Origin of the sequence: Gracilibacillus phocaeensis (assembly GCF_900626275.1) — a bacterium.
In the GTDB taxonomy this organism is placed as follows: Bacteria; Bacillota; Bacilli; order Bacillales; family Amphibacillaceae; genus Gracilibacillus; species Gracilibacillus timonensis.
The window spans coordinates 143,800-160,370 of record NZ_LR131145.1 but is presented as its reverse complement, the minus strand read 5'-3'; the positions used below and the strand labels follow the sequence as shown (position 1 = coordinate 160,370).

12 protein-coding genes are annotated in these 16,571 nt (G+C 35.7%); 9 read left to right on the top strand and 3 right to left on the bottom strand.

Features of this window, described 5'->3' with window-relative positions:
• The first annotated feature begins 355 nt into the window (after positions 1-355).
• The 3 genes from merR (at position 356) to E0E32_RS16885 (ending at position 2,792) form a co-directional block, all read left to right on the top strand.
• Positions 356-757, top strand: coding sequence for a mercury resistance transcriptional regulator MerR (gene merR, locus E0E32_RS16895; RefSeq protein ID WP_042533153.1), 402 nt, complete (start codon positions 356-358; stop codon positions 755-757).
• A 38-nt stretch (positions 758-795) separates the two neighbouring features.
• Entirely contained in the window at positions 796-2,436 is a 1,641-nt protein-coding gene (gene merA, locus E0E32_RS16890; protein WP_042533157.1) for a mercury(II) reductase, read from the top strand.
• Between the two features lie 140 nt (positions 2,437-2,576).
• Positions 2,577-2,792, top strand: a complete 216-nt coding sequence (locus E0E32_RS16885; protein WP_066186211.1) for a helix-turn-helix domain-containing protein — start codon at positions 2,577-2,579, stop codon at positions 2,790-2,792.
• 248 nt (positions 2,793-3,040) lie between these two features.
• On the opposite strand, the gene E0E32_RS16880 is transcribed toward E0E32_RS16885, so the two are convergent.
• Positions 3,041-3,691, bottom strand: a complete 651-nt coding sequence (locus tag E0E32_RS16880) for a hypothetical protein (RefSeq protein WP_042533181.1) — start codon at positions 3,689-3,691, stop codon at positions 3,041-3,043.
• A 651-nt stretch (positions 3,692-4,342) separates the two neighbouring features.
• Between E0E32_RS16880 and E0E32_RS16875 the strand changes: the two genes are divergently transcribed.
• The 4 genes from E0E32_RS16875 (at position 4,343) to E0E32_RS22685 (ending at position 7,470) form a co-directional block, all read left to right on the top strand.
• The gene (locus E0E32_RS16875) at positions 4,343-4,489 is read left to right on the top strand and encodes an SHOCT domain-containing protein (protein WP_042533183.1); all 147 of its coding nucleotides are present in this window, start codon (positions 4,343-4,345) and stop codon (positions 4,487-4,489) included.
• 56 nt (positions 4,490-4,545) lie between these two features.
• Positions 4,546-6,297, top strand: a complete 1,752-nt coding sequence (locus E0E32_RS16870; RefSeq protein WP_066186208.1) for a recombinase family protein — start codon at positions 4,546-4,548, stop codon at positions 6,295-6,297.
• A gap of 189 nt (positions 6,298-6,486) precedes the next feature.
• On the top strand, positions 6,487-6,963 hold the full coding sequence (locus E0E32_RS16865) for an NUDIX hydrolase (protein ID WP_066186205.1): 477 nt from the start codon (positions 6,487-6,489) through the stop codon (positions 6,961-6,963).
• Between the two features lie 318 nt (positions 6,964-7,281).
• The gene (locus E0E32_RS22685; protein WP_235817427.1) at positions 7,282-7,470 is read left to right on the top strand and encodes a hypothetical protein; all 189 of its coding nucleotides are present in this window, start codon (positions 7,282-7,284) and stop codon (positions 7,468-7,470) included.
• A 243-nt stretch (positions 7,471-7,713) separates the two neighbouring features.
• Here the strand turns inward: E0E32_RS22685 and hepT are convergent, their stop codons facing one another.
• Both hepT and mntA read right to left on the bottom strand, forming a co-directional pair.
• Positions 7,714-8,124 (bottom strand): type VII toxin-antitoxin system HepT family RNase toxin, encoded by a 411-nt coding sequence (gene hepT, locus E0E32_RS16855; RefSeq protein ID WP_066186200.1) that lies wholly within the window; start codon positions 8,122-8,124, stop codon positions 7,714-7,716.
• A complete protein-coding gene (mntA, locus tag E0E32_RS16850; RefSeq protein ID WP_066186198.1) occupies positions 8,117-8,527 on the bottom strand; it encodes a type VII toxin-antitoxin system MntA family adenylyltransferase antitoxin in 411 nt (136 codons plus the stop codon). The genes hepT and mntA overlap by 8 nt, the downstream gene beginning before the upstream one ends.
• A 290-nt stretch (positions 8,528-8,817) precedes the next feature.
• Between mntA and E0E32_RS16845 the strand changes: the two genes are divergently transcribed.
• Both E0E32_RS16845 and E0E32_RS16840 read left to right on the top strand, forming a co-directional pair.
• Positions 8,818-9,045 (top strand): SDR family NAD(P)-dependent oxidoreductase, encoded by a 228-nt coding sequence (locus E0E32_RS16845; RefSeq protein WP_066186195.1) that lies wholly within the window; start codon positions 8,818-8,820, stop codon positions 9,043-9,045.
• Positions 9,046-9,614: 569 nt separating this feature from the next.
• Positions 9,615-16,523, top strand: a complete 6,909-nt coding sequence (locus E0E32_RS16840) for a lamin tail domain-containing protein (protein WP_130860292.1) — start codon at positions 9,615-9,617, stop codon at positions 16,521-16,523.
• The last annotated feature ends 48 nt before the right edge of the window (positions 16,524-16,571 follow it).

Sequence of the window (16,571 nt, the reverse complement as noted above, 5' to 3'; positions counted from 1 at the left end):
ATTCATTAATCGATGAAAAAGGGGTATTTTACTTTTTTCCATGTTACATGATATCTATCAAGTCTGATGTTCAATTTATGCCCAACTTTTTACTCGCTCCATTGTAAAAAAGACGTGATATTTATAAAATATTTGAGTAATTTTCCCCATTTGGATTTTGATTTAAACGGATGTTCCTTATAAAGGACTTACTTAATCAAACAGTTAATTGTATACTGAATTTATCAAAAATTACATATATTATTTTTATAAATGTACTTAAACTAATTGGTAGGATACTTTAAAAAAAATTTAATAATATACTTGACTGTGTATCTAGATACACGGTTTATTATTTTTATAGGAGGTGAAATATGTGAGTTATCGTATTAGTGCATTTGCAGAAAAATGTGGAGTGAATAAAGAGACAATTAGATATTACGAACAAAAATCATTATTAAAGGAACCTTCTCGAACAAATGCTGGTTATCGGGTATACTCAGATAATGATGTTAGGCGAGTAGGTTTTATTAAACATATTCAAGAGCTTGGTTTCTCTTTAAATGAAATTTATAAATTACTTGGGATTGTAGATAAAGATGAAGTTCGCTGTGAAAATATGTTTGAATTTGTTTCCAAAAAAGAAAAGGAAGTACAAAAAAAAATAGAAGATTTAAAGCGAATTGAAGTCATGCTAAAAGATTTAAAACAACGGTGCCCAGATGAAAAACAACTACATGAATGTCCAATAATTGAAACACTGATTGGGGAACAATAAAAGGAATAAGAAAAAATATAGAACAGGATGATGAGTAAATGAATAAATTTAAGATAAACATTCACGGAATGACTTGTACAGGTTGTGAAGAGCATGTAGCATTAGCACTTCAAAATATAGGAGCTAATAATGTTGAAGCTAGTTTTCGTCGTGGTGAAGCAGTATTTGAGTTACCTGAGAATATTGGAGTTAAAACTGCAAACAAGGCGATTAAAGAAGCAAAATATCAACCTGGAGAAATAGAAGAAGTACCATCACAAGAAAATATGGTGCTAGGTAATGAAGGGGATTATGACTTACTTATCATTGGTTCTGGTGGTGCAGCTTTTTCGGCTGCGATTAAAGCAATTGAATATGGGGCGAAAGTAGTCATGATTGAACGTGAAACCATTGGAGGAACATGCGTGAATACAGGTTGTGTTCCATCAAAGACACTTCTTAGAGCTGGGAAAATCAATCATTTGGCTAAGGTGAATCCATTTAAAGGATTGCAAATTTCCGCGGGAGATGTAGAATTAGCACCTTTAATCAGGCAAAAAAATGAATTGGTTAATAGGCTTAGGCACCAAAAATACATTGATTTAATTAATGAATATGGCTTTGATTTAATTAAGGGTGAAGCTAAATTTATTGATAAAAATACAATTGAAGTCAACGGAGAGAAACTTTCTGCAAAGCACTTTTTAATTGCAACAGGTGCTTCTCCTTCTTTACCGGAAATTTCAGGACTTAAAGAAGTGGATTATCTAACAAGTACAACACTACTTGAATTAAAAAAGGTGCCTGAACGCTTAACGGTTATTGGTTCAGGATATATCGGAATGGAGCTTGGGCAACTATTTCATAATTTAGGTTCAGAAGTAACGCTTATGCAAAGAAGTGAACGTCTTTTAAAAGAATATGACCCAGAGATTTCAGAAGCTGTAGAAAAGGCTTTAGTTGAACAGGGTATAAATCTTGTGAAAGGGGCAACCTTTGAGTGGGTAGAACAAGTTGGAGGAAACAAAAAGATTTACGTAACGGTAAATGGTAAGAAAAAAGTTGTGGAATCAGAGCAGTTACTTGTGGCAACAGGGAGAAAACCAAATACGGATTCTTTAAATTTAAGTGCAGCAGGTATTGAAGTTGGAAAACGAAAAGAAATCGTGATAAATGATTATGCTAGGACAAGTAATGAGAAGGTTTATGCAGCAGGAGATGTAACATTGGGACCTCAATTTGTTTATGTAGCAGCCTATGAAGGTGGAATTGTTGCTGACAATGCGATTCGTGGGTTAAATAAAAAATTAAATTTGTCTGTTGTTCCTGGCATAACGTTTATAAATCCGGCAATTGCAACAGTTGGTTTAACAGAAAAACAAGCAAAAGAAAAGGGATATGAAGTCAAAACATCTGTGTTGCCTTTAGACACCATTCCAAGAGCGTTAGTAAATCATGAAACAACAGGGGTTTTTAAGCTTGTTGCTGATTCAAAAACATTGAAAGTGCTTGGAGTTCATATTGTATCTGAAAATGCAGGAGATGTGATTTATGCAGCTACATTAGTCGTTAAGTTTGGATTAACCGTAGAGGATTTAAAAGAAAGTCTTGCACCGTATTTAACAATGGCAGAGGGTTTAAAATTAGCTGCTCTTACATTTGATAAAGATGTATCAAAATTATCATGCTGTGCCGGGTAAAAACTCCTTATTGATAATAGCTTCAATTAATTGAATAAGTATAACTTCACTATTTTATGCTTTACTCGAACTATAGAATCCATTTTGATTAATCTTTTTCCAAAATGGATTCTTTTATTTAACGTAAAACACGAGTTTACATGGTATTTTTAATCAAACCTTATTTAAAAGCCACAAAGGGTGAGGTAGAAGCTATAAACGCAGTGCTTAAACATTATGAACCTTATATAAATAAACTATCGTTACGGTTAGTACAAGATGATTTTGGTGCTTCTCAAATGGTAGTAGATGATTATACACGTAGACGCTTAGAAACAAAATTAATTACAGCTATATTAAGATTTGAATTGACTTAGGGTTTTTATTCTTAAGCATTTTAATCCTCGTTCTTCCTAGTTGATATTTGATAAAGAAAGCTTTGAGAAAATTCAATGTTGTATCAGGAACAAATCAGAAATGTTTTAAATAAGAAAAGAGACAATTTGGAGGATTACAAGACAAATGATTATTATTAGCTAAAACTATCACCACTTTGTAAAGGTGATTAAAGGAAGTGGTGATAGTTTTGCAGGCCATGATGATTATAAGTTAATATTTAGCTTTTTCATTGTAACAAGTTTGCTAGGTTTATTGAGATCGTGGGCTCCTTTGCTGACTCTCTAAACATAAGTAAGATTTCATTTTTAGAATTAATTTGTTCTTCTAAACTATTTAGAAGATGATCATTTGTCATTAGTTGATTATACCTTTCTTTATTCACATTTATTGCTAAAAAGATTCCTTTTTTGTAGTTGTATCTATTAATGAATTGATCAATTTTCTTAATATCATTTAGCATATCTGTTGTAGAAAGTTTAGGGTTAGCTTTGACTTCAATAATTAAGTCTTGATTTTCATATGTACCCGGTTCATGTATTAAAAAGTCAGGGTAATATACTCCGTCTGTACTATTTACTCCAAATAATTGTGTGATTTCATCACTTACTTGAGCCTTGCGAAGTTCAGCTTGTAAAATCACTTTTTCATTCAACCTATTTTCTTCCATAATTTTACGCAATTGATGATAAAGCTCATAACAGAAAACTCGCTCATTATGCATACTCAAATATGGCATTAGCTTTTCACGCTTTTTATCCTGAGATTTAATATTATGAACATTTAACATAGAATCAATCCAATTTTGGTTTCCAAAATACACTTCTTCCACATTATTGATTGCTCTGCGAAGAAATTTAATGTATTCATGAATGTTCAAGTTTTATTCCTCCAATCCTACTTATTCTTTCCTTTAAATACATAATATCATAAACACGTTATAGCCAATTAGTATTAAATTCTTAATCGTAACAGCTTAACAAATGTAGAACATTTACCAAACACATGCAAGTTCAATTCATGATTTCTTTTTTTGGTTTTTACTCGTTTTTGGCAAAATGGTTCTTTCTATTTGTAGTAATAGCAAAGGAAGGAGAGAAAGGAAAGTCAGCATTTCTTATTTTAAAAAATAGATGTGTGGCATATGGAACTTTCCTTTTTCTTTTAGCAGTCACTTAAAGTGGGAGAATGATTTTTAACGTTCTTTGATAAAGAAAGCATGATTAATCTCATGCATTATAAATTGGAAAATCAGATACGTTCTGCTGATGAAGAGCTACTTGATTCTTGCGCCATGACTTTCTGCTGAAACGAGCGATAAACAAAGAATCTAATGTAATCGTGGTGGATTACTGGCGATGACTCATTAGCAGGATAATGATACTCCCCTACCGTCATGGTTCGAGCGTTTGGAGCGTCGCAAGCTATGAGTAGGGCTGGAAGAAATACTTGCAGGGGTGAAATTCCCGTGGAGCTGTACCAACAGCCGTCTGATTTTTTATTTTGAAATTCTTTGAGGAGGTAGGTTTTTATGAAAAAGAATTTGATTAAATACAGTATGCAAATTTCTATGTTAAAACAATTACTGACTTATAAGTTAATTTCAGAGGAAGAATATAAAATGGCAAAAAGTAAATTAATGAAAGATTATCATATTATCTCTGATATTACAGGCTGACTTTTATTTTAAATCGCCGTAGAATATTGGTAATAAAATCCAAGGAGGGATTTGTAATGTCAGAGGTTGAAATTATAAAAGGAAACAATTCCCGTTTTAGCCATCGGCGAGGCAAAGCTATTGAACAGCGTCGAGTAGCTGCATATTGTCGGGTTAGTACAGATGATGAGGATCAATTAAGTAGTTATAAGTCACAAGTTACCTATTATAAGGATTTAATTAATAACAATCCGGAATGGGTATTTGCTGGTATTTATGCTGATGAAGCGATTACAGGAACACAAACGGTTAAGCGGGAAGATTTTCAAAGAATGATAAATGACTGTATGAATGGAGATATTGATATGGTTATTACCAAATCAATATCTCGTTTTGCAAGAAATACTTTAGACACGCTTAAATACGTTCGAATGTTTAAAGAAAAAGATATTGCAGTCTTCTTTGAAGATGAAAAAATTAATACGCTTACGATGGATGGAGAATTGTTACTTGTAGTATTGAGTTCGGTTGCTCAACAGGAAGTTGAAAATATCTCTGCTAATGTAAAAAAAGGCTTAAAAATGAAAATGAGCAGAGGGGAGCTGATAGGTTTTCAAGGTTGCATTGGTTATGATTATAACCCGGAAGATAAAACGCTTACTATAAATGAAAAAGAAGCAGAAATAGTACGATATATATTTGAAAGATATGTGCAGGGTGCAGGAGGAAAGATGATAGCAAAAGAGTTGGAAGCTTTAGGCCATAAAACAAAAAAAGGCAATACAAAATGGCAAGACGCAACTATACTTCGTATTATTAAGAATGAGAAATATAAAGGTGATCTTTTAATGGGGAAAACCTTTACAGTTGATCCTATTACAAAACGTAGATTAAGTAATTTTGGAGAAGAAGATCAATACTATATAAAAAATAACCATGAACCAATTGTCAGTGCTGAAATTTTTGAAAAAGCAGAAGAGATTAGAACACGCAGGAATCGGAACAAACTTAGAGTAGACAGAAATGGTGGCAAGAGGGAAAAGTATAGTCGTAAGTACGCTTTTAGCAGTTTGCTTGAATGTCCTTATTGTGGAAGCATATTGTCGAGACGAAGTTGGCATGGTGGCAGTTCATATCATAAAATAATATGGCATTGTATGACTAGTACAAAAAAAGGAAAACAATATTGCCCAGAGAGTAAAGGGATACAGGAAGAAATAATTGAAAAAGCATTTTTAGAAAGTTATCGTCTTATGTGTAATAATAATCAAGATGTCTTAGAAGAATTTTTGGAAAGAATGGAAGAGAGTTTAAGTGTAAATATAGCATATGAGAAGGTTTCTAAAATTGAGATAGAAATTGAAGCTTTAGAGAAAAAGAAAAATAAGTTGATTGATATGCATATAGAGGGTAGGCTAGATAAAGAAACATATGAAGATAAATATAATAAGACAATCAAAAAACTCGATGACAAGAAACGAAGAAAAGCCTATTTACAATCAAGTCTTGATGATGAAAAAGATATTAAAGAACGATTGTTAGAATTTAGAAAATTACTAGAAAAAGAAAATGGTCTAAATACTTTTGATCGATATGTTTTTGAAAGTATAATAGAGAAAGTAATAGTTGGTGGTGTGGATAATGAAGGAAATGACAATCCATATAAGTTAACATTTATTTACAAAATTGGAACAGTCGATTCATTAGATGGAAATAGTTTTAAACCTCCGAGAAAAAATAAAAAAAAGGAATCTTTTAATGAATTGTATTCCAATACTGAAAACGAGGAAAACGAATTGCGTTCCAATAGCAATTACCACACATTGTGAAGTAGTCGTTTCGGTAGAACGGAAAATAATGTAGAAATCTTTAGTTTCAAGATGTTATCAATGTTTACTACATGGTGAAAATGGACGTAAAAAAGTGATAAAAAGCAGATTAATGTTTCAGTATGAGTCAATCTGGTATGAGGGAACATAATAAAATTAAAAGATCAATCTTGAGTTGGTAGGTGTAAAATGACTAAAGAGAAGTTCGAAGTGCCACTTAGATGTAAAGGGATTGCAGTGGTTTTGTTGAAAAAAATTGAACATGAGTATAAAGTGCTTCTATTAAAACGAGCAACTCCTGTTTTGCAAGATATGTGGTGTTATATTGGAGGGGGCATTGAAGAAGAAGAAAAGGCTTGGCAATCTGCATTAAGGGAAGTTGAAGAGGAAACTGCAATCACGAAGATTTCATTATACACTTCAAATAAATTCGATCAATTTTACTCACCTAATGAGAACTATATCTATATTGCACCAGTATTTGTAGGATATGTGTCTGACGAACAGGATGTAATATTAAACCATGAACATAGTGAATATAAATGGTTGAGTGTTAATGAGGCGATTGAACATGTCACCTTGCCTGGAAACGATGAAGTCCTTACTTTTATAGAAAAGCATTTTATAAAAAGTATTCCGATAGAATCGTTGCGTGTTGGGAGATAGAATAAAAATTTATTTATAAAGTAAAAGAATAATCATTATTACGGCGATGAGTCAGAACCATTATGACAATACGTGTGTCGAATTGTAATCAAAGAGAAATTATTTTTTTATAAACGTAAAAACCGTATTTCCGTGAAAAAGCTAGAGGATGAAGAAGAGCCAGAAAAGAATTTAATAAAGGTTTATGAGTAATTTGATTTTCTTCCTATGTCTAGAAATATACATGTTAGGATTATACAAAACATAAATATATAAATAAAAAAAGTAGTTAAATCTGTAGCGATTCCAACAGAGATAACAAGTATTATTTGGATTAACATGTGTAAAGGCAACTTCCCTTTAGGCTTTTCCATCATTTTAATTGATACATTATTAGCATCTCTCATTTTACCTGCTGTATTGTATTTTTTTGTGGGTGAAACAATATCAATTGATACCTTTTCAATCGTTATTGATTTACTGTGGATGATTGTTTTGCCATCCATACTAGCCATATTTATTGCTTAACGAATTCAAAAAAGGAAATATACAAACGTTCAGCAAAAAGCTTGCTCCATTTTCTAAGTTAAGCTTGTTCGCGGTTGTAATTATCAATAGTAGTGCAGTTGCCCTTTATTTGAAAGAATTTACTTGGGAACTGCTTGCTATTATTGCAGCTATGGTGTGGCTCTGTTTCTACCTTATATTCATCTGGTGTCCAATTAGCTTGATGTGATTCATTTCCTCAACTTGATATATGTAGTTACTCGCCTACTGTTGTTCCATTTTCAATATCATCTTCGTAAATTTTAAAAAATCATTGATATGTTTTTCTAAAATGGATTGTAGAATATCGAGTTCTAATGCCTGATAATCATGAACGGCAATATTCCTAAATCCGACCATATTCATTAATGTTGTAGCTAAGCTGCTATCAATTATGCCTTCCTCTTGCAAAATTTTAAATGCCGCGCGACTTGTTTTTGGAATACCGAGTTTACGTTCACTAATTAGATGCATCGCAAGGTCAATACTTGTCTCACAGGCACGTTGAATGTTTAATATAATACTATCTTGCTTGGTGAAATCGGACAAGTTTTCCGGATTATCTTCATACACTTCTTCTATACGAATTACGCATCGTTCAATCGTTGTAATTTTATTTAAAATGATATCATTCATGGCCAAACACACTCCCTCTCTCCTTAATCGCCTCAATAATCGGTGCACGTTGCTCATTTAAATTTGCATACATACTATATGCGCACATCTTCTGTCGAATATATTCATTTTCGTCTGTTATAAAAATCGGGTTACCTTGTGAAAAAATTTGCATCGTAAATACTGTATCAATTTGTTTAATATCTATTAAATCTACTTCACAGTTAGCAATTAAAGCAAGTTCATTCGTCAATATAAATCGTTCATATGAAGATAACTTTTTATCACTGAAATAAGCTAAGTCGATATCGCTTTTTTCATGATTTGTTCCTTTTGCAAACGAACCGAAAAGAAGAATAAAAGCTGGATTTAATTCCTGTTCGAGTTTCTCAATAAGTTGTTCTTTCACTGCATTTGACAGCATACATAGATCACCTACCCCTAGTCATTGAACTAACTGCTATCTTCTAATCATTTTAAAATAATAGATGTCTTACAAAAAATGGTCAAAACGTTTTTCATTCATTTGATGTCAAAGCCACCTGTTTGAACCATTATTATATAGACTTTTTAATAGTAGTATATACGAATATTATACTACTTTAAAACCTTTAAATCGATTTATTTATATATTCTAATGACTTTGTTTATGCATCTGAATGAATATGCATAAACAAAAAATTACGGGAATATATAAATGATTATACAATTTAAATGGAGGATAATAGAGGTGACACAAGAATAAGATTTTGCAAGTATAGTCTCGTCTTAATTACCGGTGCTGCCACAGGAATTGGACAAGTAATTGCTCTAAAATATGCTGAATGTAGGGCGAAAATCGCGATTGGTGACATTAATGAGGATAGTGATAAAGTTGTTCAGCAGATTAAAAATAATGAGTTTTTTGCTAGGTATGGCGCTATCACTCTTGACCATGATTAGTGTTGTTTCCGTCGTTTCTCTGTTATTCGTTTTGACCAAACATACCAGTGCTTCTTTAGGGATTATCCTTGTCTTAATGTTTGTTGCTCCAACTGTCGTGTATATGATGACCAACTTTGATCATGCATTTTTACATCTGTGGCCAGTACATTGGGATATGATATCAACCGGAATGGAATATATACTTTATCACTGGATAGGTAGGAATTTTCAACTAAATAGCCATAAAATGTTCCTAGCTTAGAATAGTACAAAGGGTATATCATATGTCAACAATTATACCGTTCTACTATTCATTTTGTAATCAGATAAGCCTTTGCGCATAAAAGGTTAGTGTACAGTAATAAAAAAGGATGTAAAATAGATGGTCACAAAAATACATCCAATAAATTTGAAGCCTCCTGCATATTCAGTCACAGATTGCAAAAGGTAACATTAGAATTTTCTTTTAGTTATTTTAGCTCGGTCCTAAAAACTTTACAGAATCTTCATGTTTTATTTAATCATGGTTAATATTCAAAATCTATAGTTAAGTTTGAATGCAAATTTAATTATGGAGGGGGAAGAGCATGGAGAGAACTTTTGCACTAATCATGGTCATTATGCTTTTATTTACGACATTCTTGCATGGAGTGGTACCCATTTCTGCAGCAACGATGAAAATGTCAGATGTAAAAGCAGGCGAACAGGATACCGAACCAGAGAAAGAACAAAAGGATTTACCCATTCAGCATGAACAGCCAAAACAGTTGACACTAAATAAGAGTTTCCAAGTAGAAGTTAGCATGCAAGAGGCAGAGGAAATTGTTTTGTTGTATAAGCAAGACGTGGATTCTGAAGAAATAGAACTGCCAATGGAACCTTCAGAGAATACAGACCGATATACAGCAGTCATTCCAGGAGAGGCTATCTCAGGTTCTAACTTAGAATATTGGTTTGAGGTCACAAATGAGGAAGAAAGTATTACTTCTTTACCGTATATTGTTGATGTAATAGAGGAAAAGCAGGAAACACAAAAAGAAGAAGATCAAGATGCTAAGTCTGTTAAAGAGTTGGCGATAGAGCACGAAGCGGTAACAAATATGGATGGCGAGGCGAATGTCACACTCAAAGCGAAGGTTAAAAATGCAGAGAATGTGATATTACAATTTGAAACAGGAGAACAGATGGCTGTGCAGGAGCTGTCGTTCACAAAAGATGAAGGAACGAATAACTATACGGTGGCAGTTCCAACAGAGTATATTTGGTCCGATCAATTTCAGTATAACATTATTGCTCAAGGTGAAGATGGGCAAGAACTGACATACCCTGAAGAAGGCTACATAGAAGCAACCGTACAAACAGAAGAACCAGAAACACAGGGACTCCCCCCTGTACTTATTACAGAAATTGCATCACAACCTGATGGTTACGGGTTTATCGAAATTTACAATAATAGTGATCATTCAATAAATGTTAAGGATTATCAACTGTCTTATCAAGAGGCAAACAACGAAACAGATCAGGTGATGGACCTGACGGAGGACAAAGTTATCCCATCCAAAGAAACATTTATCATCTGGACCCAAGATAAAGCAAGAACAATAGATGAGTTTAATACAAATTTTGATGCTGCATTAACAGAAGACCGTTTGACAATAATCGAAAGCAGCCTGGCAAATAATCATGAACAAACCATAGCGATTCGTAATGATGCAGGTGAAGAAATCGTGAGTGCTGCTTATCATAAACAGGATCAAGATAACCAGACAAGTGTTTTTCAATATCCATCTGAACAACATCATATGCGGTATGTTGGGCTTGGGGAGACAGCTACACCATTAGCGCTTATCCATGGACAAGTGCCAAGTAAACCAGTTGAGATAGAGACAGCCGATAATGAAGAAGAACAGACCACAAACACAGAAGTAGATAAGGAAATAAATACGGAAACAGACAGGGAAACAAATGCACCGTCGAACATAGAAACGGATAAGAAAGCGAATGCAGAGCTTCCTATTATGGGTGAACCTTCCATCTCTTTAACAGATGAAGTAGTTACGGTAGAAATGGAAGTAACCTCTGACGATGAATTGAAGGAAGTGCTCGTTCATGTTAGCCAAAGTAGTGCCCTTACAGAACAAGTTTTACCCATGGAATTAGCAGAAGATTCTATTTATAAACTTACCATTCCGCGCAGTCAGATTTGGAATGAGCAGATTCAGTATCATTTTACTGCGTCTATTGACAGTGATACGGTGACAACAAAAACCTATGAAGCCGTAATTCCACAACCGTCAGTTGACCCGCAAACCATGCCAAAGTTACTGGTTACGGAATTAGTACCAGATACAGTAAATAGGAATGGTGCAGACGCCTATGAGTTTATCGAGGTTTATAACAATACAGATCAGCCTATCAATATGAAGGATTACCAGATTATCTACCGCTATCCGACGGAAACGGCTGATCAGACTTGGGATATTACCGATGATAAGATGATTGCCTCACAGGAAAGTTTTATCATTTGGATTCATAATGATGGCAATCAACAGGCGACACTTGATGACTTTAATCAACAGTATGGGCTTGAGTTGACCGAGGATCAAGTGGCCATTGTTTCAAACAGCGGAATGGCCAATGGAAGTGAGCGAACATTGATTGTTGCAGATGAATTTGGCAATGAAATTGTCCAAGCTTCCTATAATGATGGCACGAATGATGTATTTACCGATCAGGGTATTATGTATAAATATCCGGAAAAAGGAGTTGATATGCAAAAGGTTGGTGTTGCAGAAAGTGTTTCTCCACTGACCGTTTTCCCAGAGCAAGTACCTCAAGATCCTGTGAAGGTGCAAACGGAGGCAGAGTTACCAGAGATTGGCGAACCTGACATAGACGTGACAGATGAAGAAATAACGATGCAGCTTGAAGTGACTTCCGAGCAAGCTTTACAAGGGGTTAATCTTTATGTAAGCCAAGCAGAATCCATGGGTTTTGATTCCGTTATGATGGAAGAGACAGAAACTGCTGGCATCTATATGGCGAGTATCCCTCGTACAGAAATATGGAGTAATAAGTTGCACTACTATATTGTAGCATCGAACCAAGCAGGCAAAGCAACGTCAGAACATGCCGAGTTCGATCTTCCACAAGCGCAAATAGACTATCAATCCGTCCCATCCCTATTTATAACAGAAGTGGTGCCGGATTCAACCAATGCAAATGGTTCGGATGCCTATGAGTTTATAGAAGTATATAATAATACAACAGAGGCGATTAATTATCAGGATTATACCGTGCGCTATCGATATCCTAATACCGGACCAGCAGGAGATGTACTTTGGAACACACCTTCGGATCAGAAGGATATTATGATTCCGTCTGGGGAAACAGTTGTTTTTTGGATTATTAATTCGGGGAATCCTGATTTGACAAGCGTGGATTTTAACAACCATTACGGCACAAACCTGACAGAAGGTGCGAATTTAATAAAAATATATAATAGCGGTATGTCCAATAGTGCAGAGCGTTCCCTTGTGATGGCAACAAAAAGTGGAGATGAACTTTCTAATGTAACTTATATGGATGAGGTCGGAGTAGATGACACGATTGCTAATAAAGGTGTTTTATTCCGCTATCCTAGTGATGGTAGTCAATCGTTAAGAAAGATCAGTGCAGGTGCTTTGGACGCCACACCTGGAGAAGTGATGCCAGAGCAAATACCGGAAGAAAAAGTACAATTGGCTGAGGACACTGTGCAACCGAACATTGAAGATACAACAGGAAAAGAAACGATAACGTCAGAGGAAGCTGCTCAAATTACAGCAACTATCACAGACGATATCCGAGTGAAATCTGTTAGTCTTTTTTACCGTACAATGGCTGGCGAGAGCTTTAGACAAGTAAACTTGGAACGACAAACAGATAATACGTATGAACATACTATTTACGAACCAGAACTAATTGGACAGCAGGAACTTGAATATTATTTTGAGGCATCGGATGGACGTAATCAAAGCTCTACTGAAATAAAAACCATTCCCATTGAACATGAGAATGTAGAAACAGGACTTCGTTTAAATGTAGAGGAAGATGAATTACTTGCTGGTGAAAAAGTCATCAAAGCGACAGAAGATGCGTATACTGAGAATCTGCAATTGTTCCTTGATAACGAACTAGTGACAGATACGTTTATGGCAATGGAAAAAGAAGCTTATTTTGCCTTTGATGTAAGTGAAACAAACATTTATTTCAAAAATGGGGTGACAATGGGCGATGAAATTTTAGAAATTTTTGATGATACGTATACGGATTTTGTTACTCTAACGGTTCCTATTCCTCCAGATATGTTGGCACCGGGGGAGAATACTATCACGATCCGTGCTGGAAATAAGGTAAGTCCATTTGATGAAACATCCGCGGAAAATCGGGATGATTTTACCATCAAAAACGTTCGCTTGGTATTGGAAGATGGCACTGTCATTTATGATCCAGACTACTCGAATCCAGAAACGAATTATGCTATCGGTGACAGCACTGGAAAAGATCCGGTTTACGATTTCCATTTTACGCTGGACCAAGATAAATTTGCTTCCCTTGCCTATTTATTTGACACAACCACCGTTGCAGATGGGACACATGAAATAAAGGCAGCATTAGGTGATGACGACACAACAGCAAATGTGATAGTGGATAATACGGCACCAGTCATCAAGCCAAGTATAGAAGAAGGAAAAGAGTTTAAGGGTGACTTTACCATCCATGCAGGAACGGAAGACGCCAGTGATGTGGAAGTAATGACGGCAACATTAGATGGAGGCAATATCACACTCCCTTATGAAACATCGTCTGCACAGCTTTCACCAGGTGAACATGAAGTCATCTATACGGCGACAGATGCAGCAGGAAATACCGGAACAGAGACCGTAACATTCCTTGTCGCAGAGGAACATCCTTGGCTTCCAGATTGGATGGAGAGCCAGCCGGATGCAGTAGAAGCAGATTTATCAGTGAAGGTAAATGATCCAACTGGTGACAAGATGAAAGTTGATTTTTATCAATCGTATCAGTACACGTCAGAGGACACAGAAAATCTCACCATTTCGCAAAATAGTGTGAGTACAGAGCCACCGGGAGAATTTTCACCAGAAGGAGAAACACATTTTACAGAAGGGGAACGGACACATCTCACCGATTTGAACGGCAAAGAAGTGGTAACGGAATCAACAACGGAGTTTCCCTATCATCGCTTTGACGTGACCGTTGATGAAAATGTTCAGCCTGATGATGAAATCGAGATGGTATGGAATGGCTCATCATTAGAAGGTCGAAAGGTAACGATGTATGCTTGGAACCATACTACCAATGGCTGGGATGAGCTTACATCGGTCATTGCTGGTGAAAAGGCCTTTGAACTGATTGGTTCGGTGACGGGTGAGGCATACTTACAAGATGGTAAGGTAAGTGTCATTGTTCAAGACCAAATAGCGAATCCTGGAGAAGATTTCACTTTTGTATGGATGTCGGATACCCAGTACTACGCGGAGAGCTATCCAAATATTTATCAAGAACAAGTGGATTGGATAGCAGCCAATCAAGAAGAACTGAATCTTGAGTATGTCATCCATACCGGAGATATCGTTAATATTTGGGATGATTTTGATCAATGGGAAGTTGGAGATAAGTCAATGAAAGTTCTTGATGATGCCAACATACCATATGGTGTTCTAGCTGGAAATCATGACGTCGATCAAAAGGATAATAATTATACAAATTATTATACGTACTTTGGCGATCATCGGTTTGCAGATCGACCTTATTTTGCCGGGTCTTATGAGAATAATCGGGGACACTATGATCTTATTTCGGTGAATGGGAATGACTTTATTATTGCTTATATGGGATGGGGAGTCGATCAGGCTGGTATTGATTGGCTGAATAATGTATTAGAAGAGCATCCAAACCATAAAGCGATTCTGGGCTTTCATGAATATTTGCTAGCCAGTGGTACAAGAGGTCCGATCGGAGATGAGCTTTTTGAGAAAGTGGTGGTACCAAACGAGAATGTGCAAGCTGTTCTCTCTGGCCATTATCATAATAGCCAGAAATTAATCGATGAAATAGATGATGATGGCGATGGTGTTGCGGAGCGCACGGTTTATCAATTGCTCGCTGACTATCAAGGTGGTCCAGAAGGCGGCCAAGGATATATGCGGCTGTTAAACTTCAACATGGAGACCAATCAAATGGAGGTTCAGACCTATTCTCCTTATATGGATGAATACAATTACTATGATCCAGAAGAACATCCAGAGAAAGATGCGTTTAATCTGGACTGGGATTTAGAACCTCAGTTGAAAAAAGTCGCCACAGACTATGTCGAGGTAAATGTGTATACTGATCATTTGATTGATTCCGTTGAGCAAGTCGACAGCGGGGCAACAGCCACAGCCGTCTGGGAAAACTTAGCCCCAAATAGTGAATATTTCTGGTATGTTATCGTAACAGATGACTTCGGTGGTAAGGTTCGTTCAGATATTTGGAGCTTCCAAACCATTGATGGAGAAATCATTGAACCGCCAGAACCAGAAGTACCAGAGGTTCCTAATCCAGAAGAGCCAGGTGAAAACCCTGATGATGAAAATGGAGAAGACACTGGTGGTGTAAATGACGGTGATTCTGGTGCTGATGAAAATAACAAGAACCCTGATGAAGATCCGAATGAGGCACTGCCTAACAATAAAAAGCAAACCATTTTACCTGAAGTACAAAATAACCAAGCTATGCTTGATGATAATGTATTCCATGAAATAATCAGTGATGGTAATATCATCGTTGATCTGAATGCCTATGCAGACCTAACCATCGTTGAACTGAAATTAATGGAGGAACAAGTTGATCTAATAAAAGAAAAGAATATCATGCTAACGATTCAAAAAGGTGATCTATCACTGGATATCCCAGCGTCTGCATTTAATGAGTCAGGCGATGTTATCATTAAGGTGGAACGCTTGAAACAAATCGAAGATGCGTTGAGTAACGTATATGACATTACCGTGACGCAAGATGATACACAGATTAATCAATTTGCAGAACCAATTACTTTCACGTTAGACGTCTTCACTGACAAGGTTACCATCCCTGAACATCTTCATTTATATTATTCCAATGAGGATGTGAAAGAATGGGAACTAGTTAACGGAAGTGAATTCGCCAATAATCAAGTAACTGCTCCCGTACACCATCTGAGTATATTCGCAGCATTTGAGGAGATAGATGAACACGAGGAATCTACTCCAGTGATGGGTGATCAATCTGATACAGACAAAACATCTGATAGTGAAGGTAAAGGATCAAATGCTGATTCTAAATGGTTTATGCCGAACACAGCTACGAATATGTTTAATTATTTATCGATTGGTTTATTACTTATCATAATCGGTGTGTGTATTTGGTTTATAAGGTTTTATAGAAGACAACGATCGTTGGATGGATAAGATACGTGAAAGAGCTTCAGTTATGGCTGGAGCTCTTTTTATCTGAAT

What these genes read in the sequence shown, in the direction of transcription:
- merA (WP_042533157.1), top strand. Translation starts at nt 796, where the DNA reads ATGAATAAATTTAAGATAAACATTCACGGAATGACTTGTACAGGTTGT.
- E0E32_RS16885 (WP_066186211.1), top strand. Translation starts at nt 2,577, where the DNA reads ATGGTATTTTTAATCAAACCTTATTTAAAAGCCACAAAGGGTGAGGTA.
- E0E32_RS16875 (WP_042533183.1), top strand. Translation starts at nt 4,343, where the DNA reads ATGAAAAAGAATTTGATTAAATACAGTATGCAAATTTCTATGTTAAAA.
- E0E32_RS16870 (WP_066186208.1), top strand. Translation starts at nt 4,546, where the DNA reads ATGTCAGAGGTTGAAATTATAAAAGGAAACAATTCCCGTTTTAGCCAT.
- E0E32_RS16865 (WP_066186205.1), top strand. Translation starts at nt 6,487, where the DNA reads ATGACTAAAGAGAAGTTCGAAGTGCCACTTAGATGTAAAGGGATTGCA.
- E0E32_RS22685 (WP_235817427.1), top strand. Translation starts at nt 7,282, where the DNA reads ATGTGTAAAGGCAACTTCCCTTTAGGCTTTTCCATCATTTTAATTGAT.
- hepT (WP_066186200.1), bottom strand. Translation starts at nt 8,124, where the DNA reads ATGAATGATATCATTTTAAATAAAATTACAACGATTGAACGATGCGTA.
- mntA (WP_066186198.1), bottom strand. Translation starts at nt 8,527, where the DNA reads ATGCTGTCAAATGCAGTGAAAGAACAACTTATTGAGAAACTCGAACAG.
- E0E32_RS16845 (WP_066186195.1), top strand. Translation starts at nt 8,818, where the DNA reads ATGGAGGATAATAGAGGTGACACAAGAATAAGATTTTGCAAGTATAGT.
- E0E32_RS16840 (WP_130860292.1), top strand. Translation starts at nt 9,615, where the DNA reads ATGGAGAGAACTTTTGCACTAATCATGGTCATTATGCTTTTATTTACG.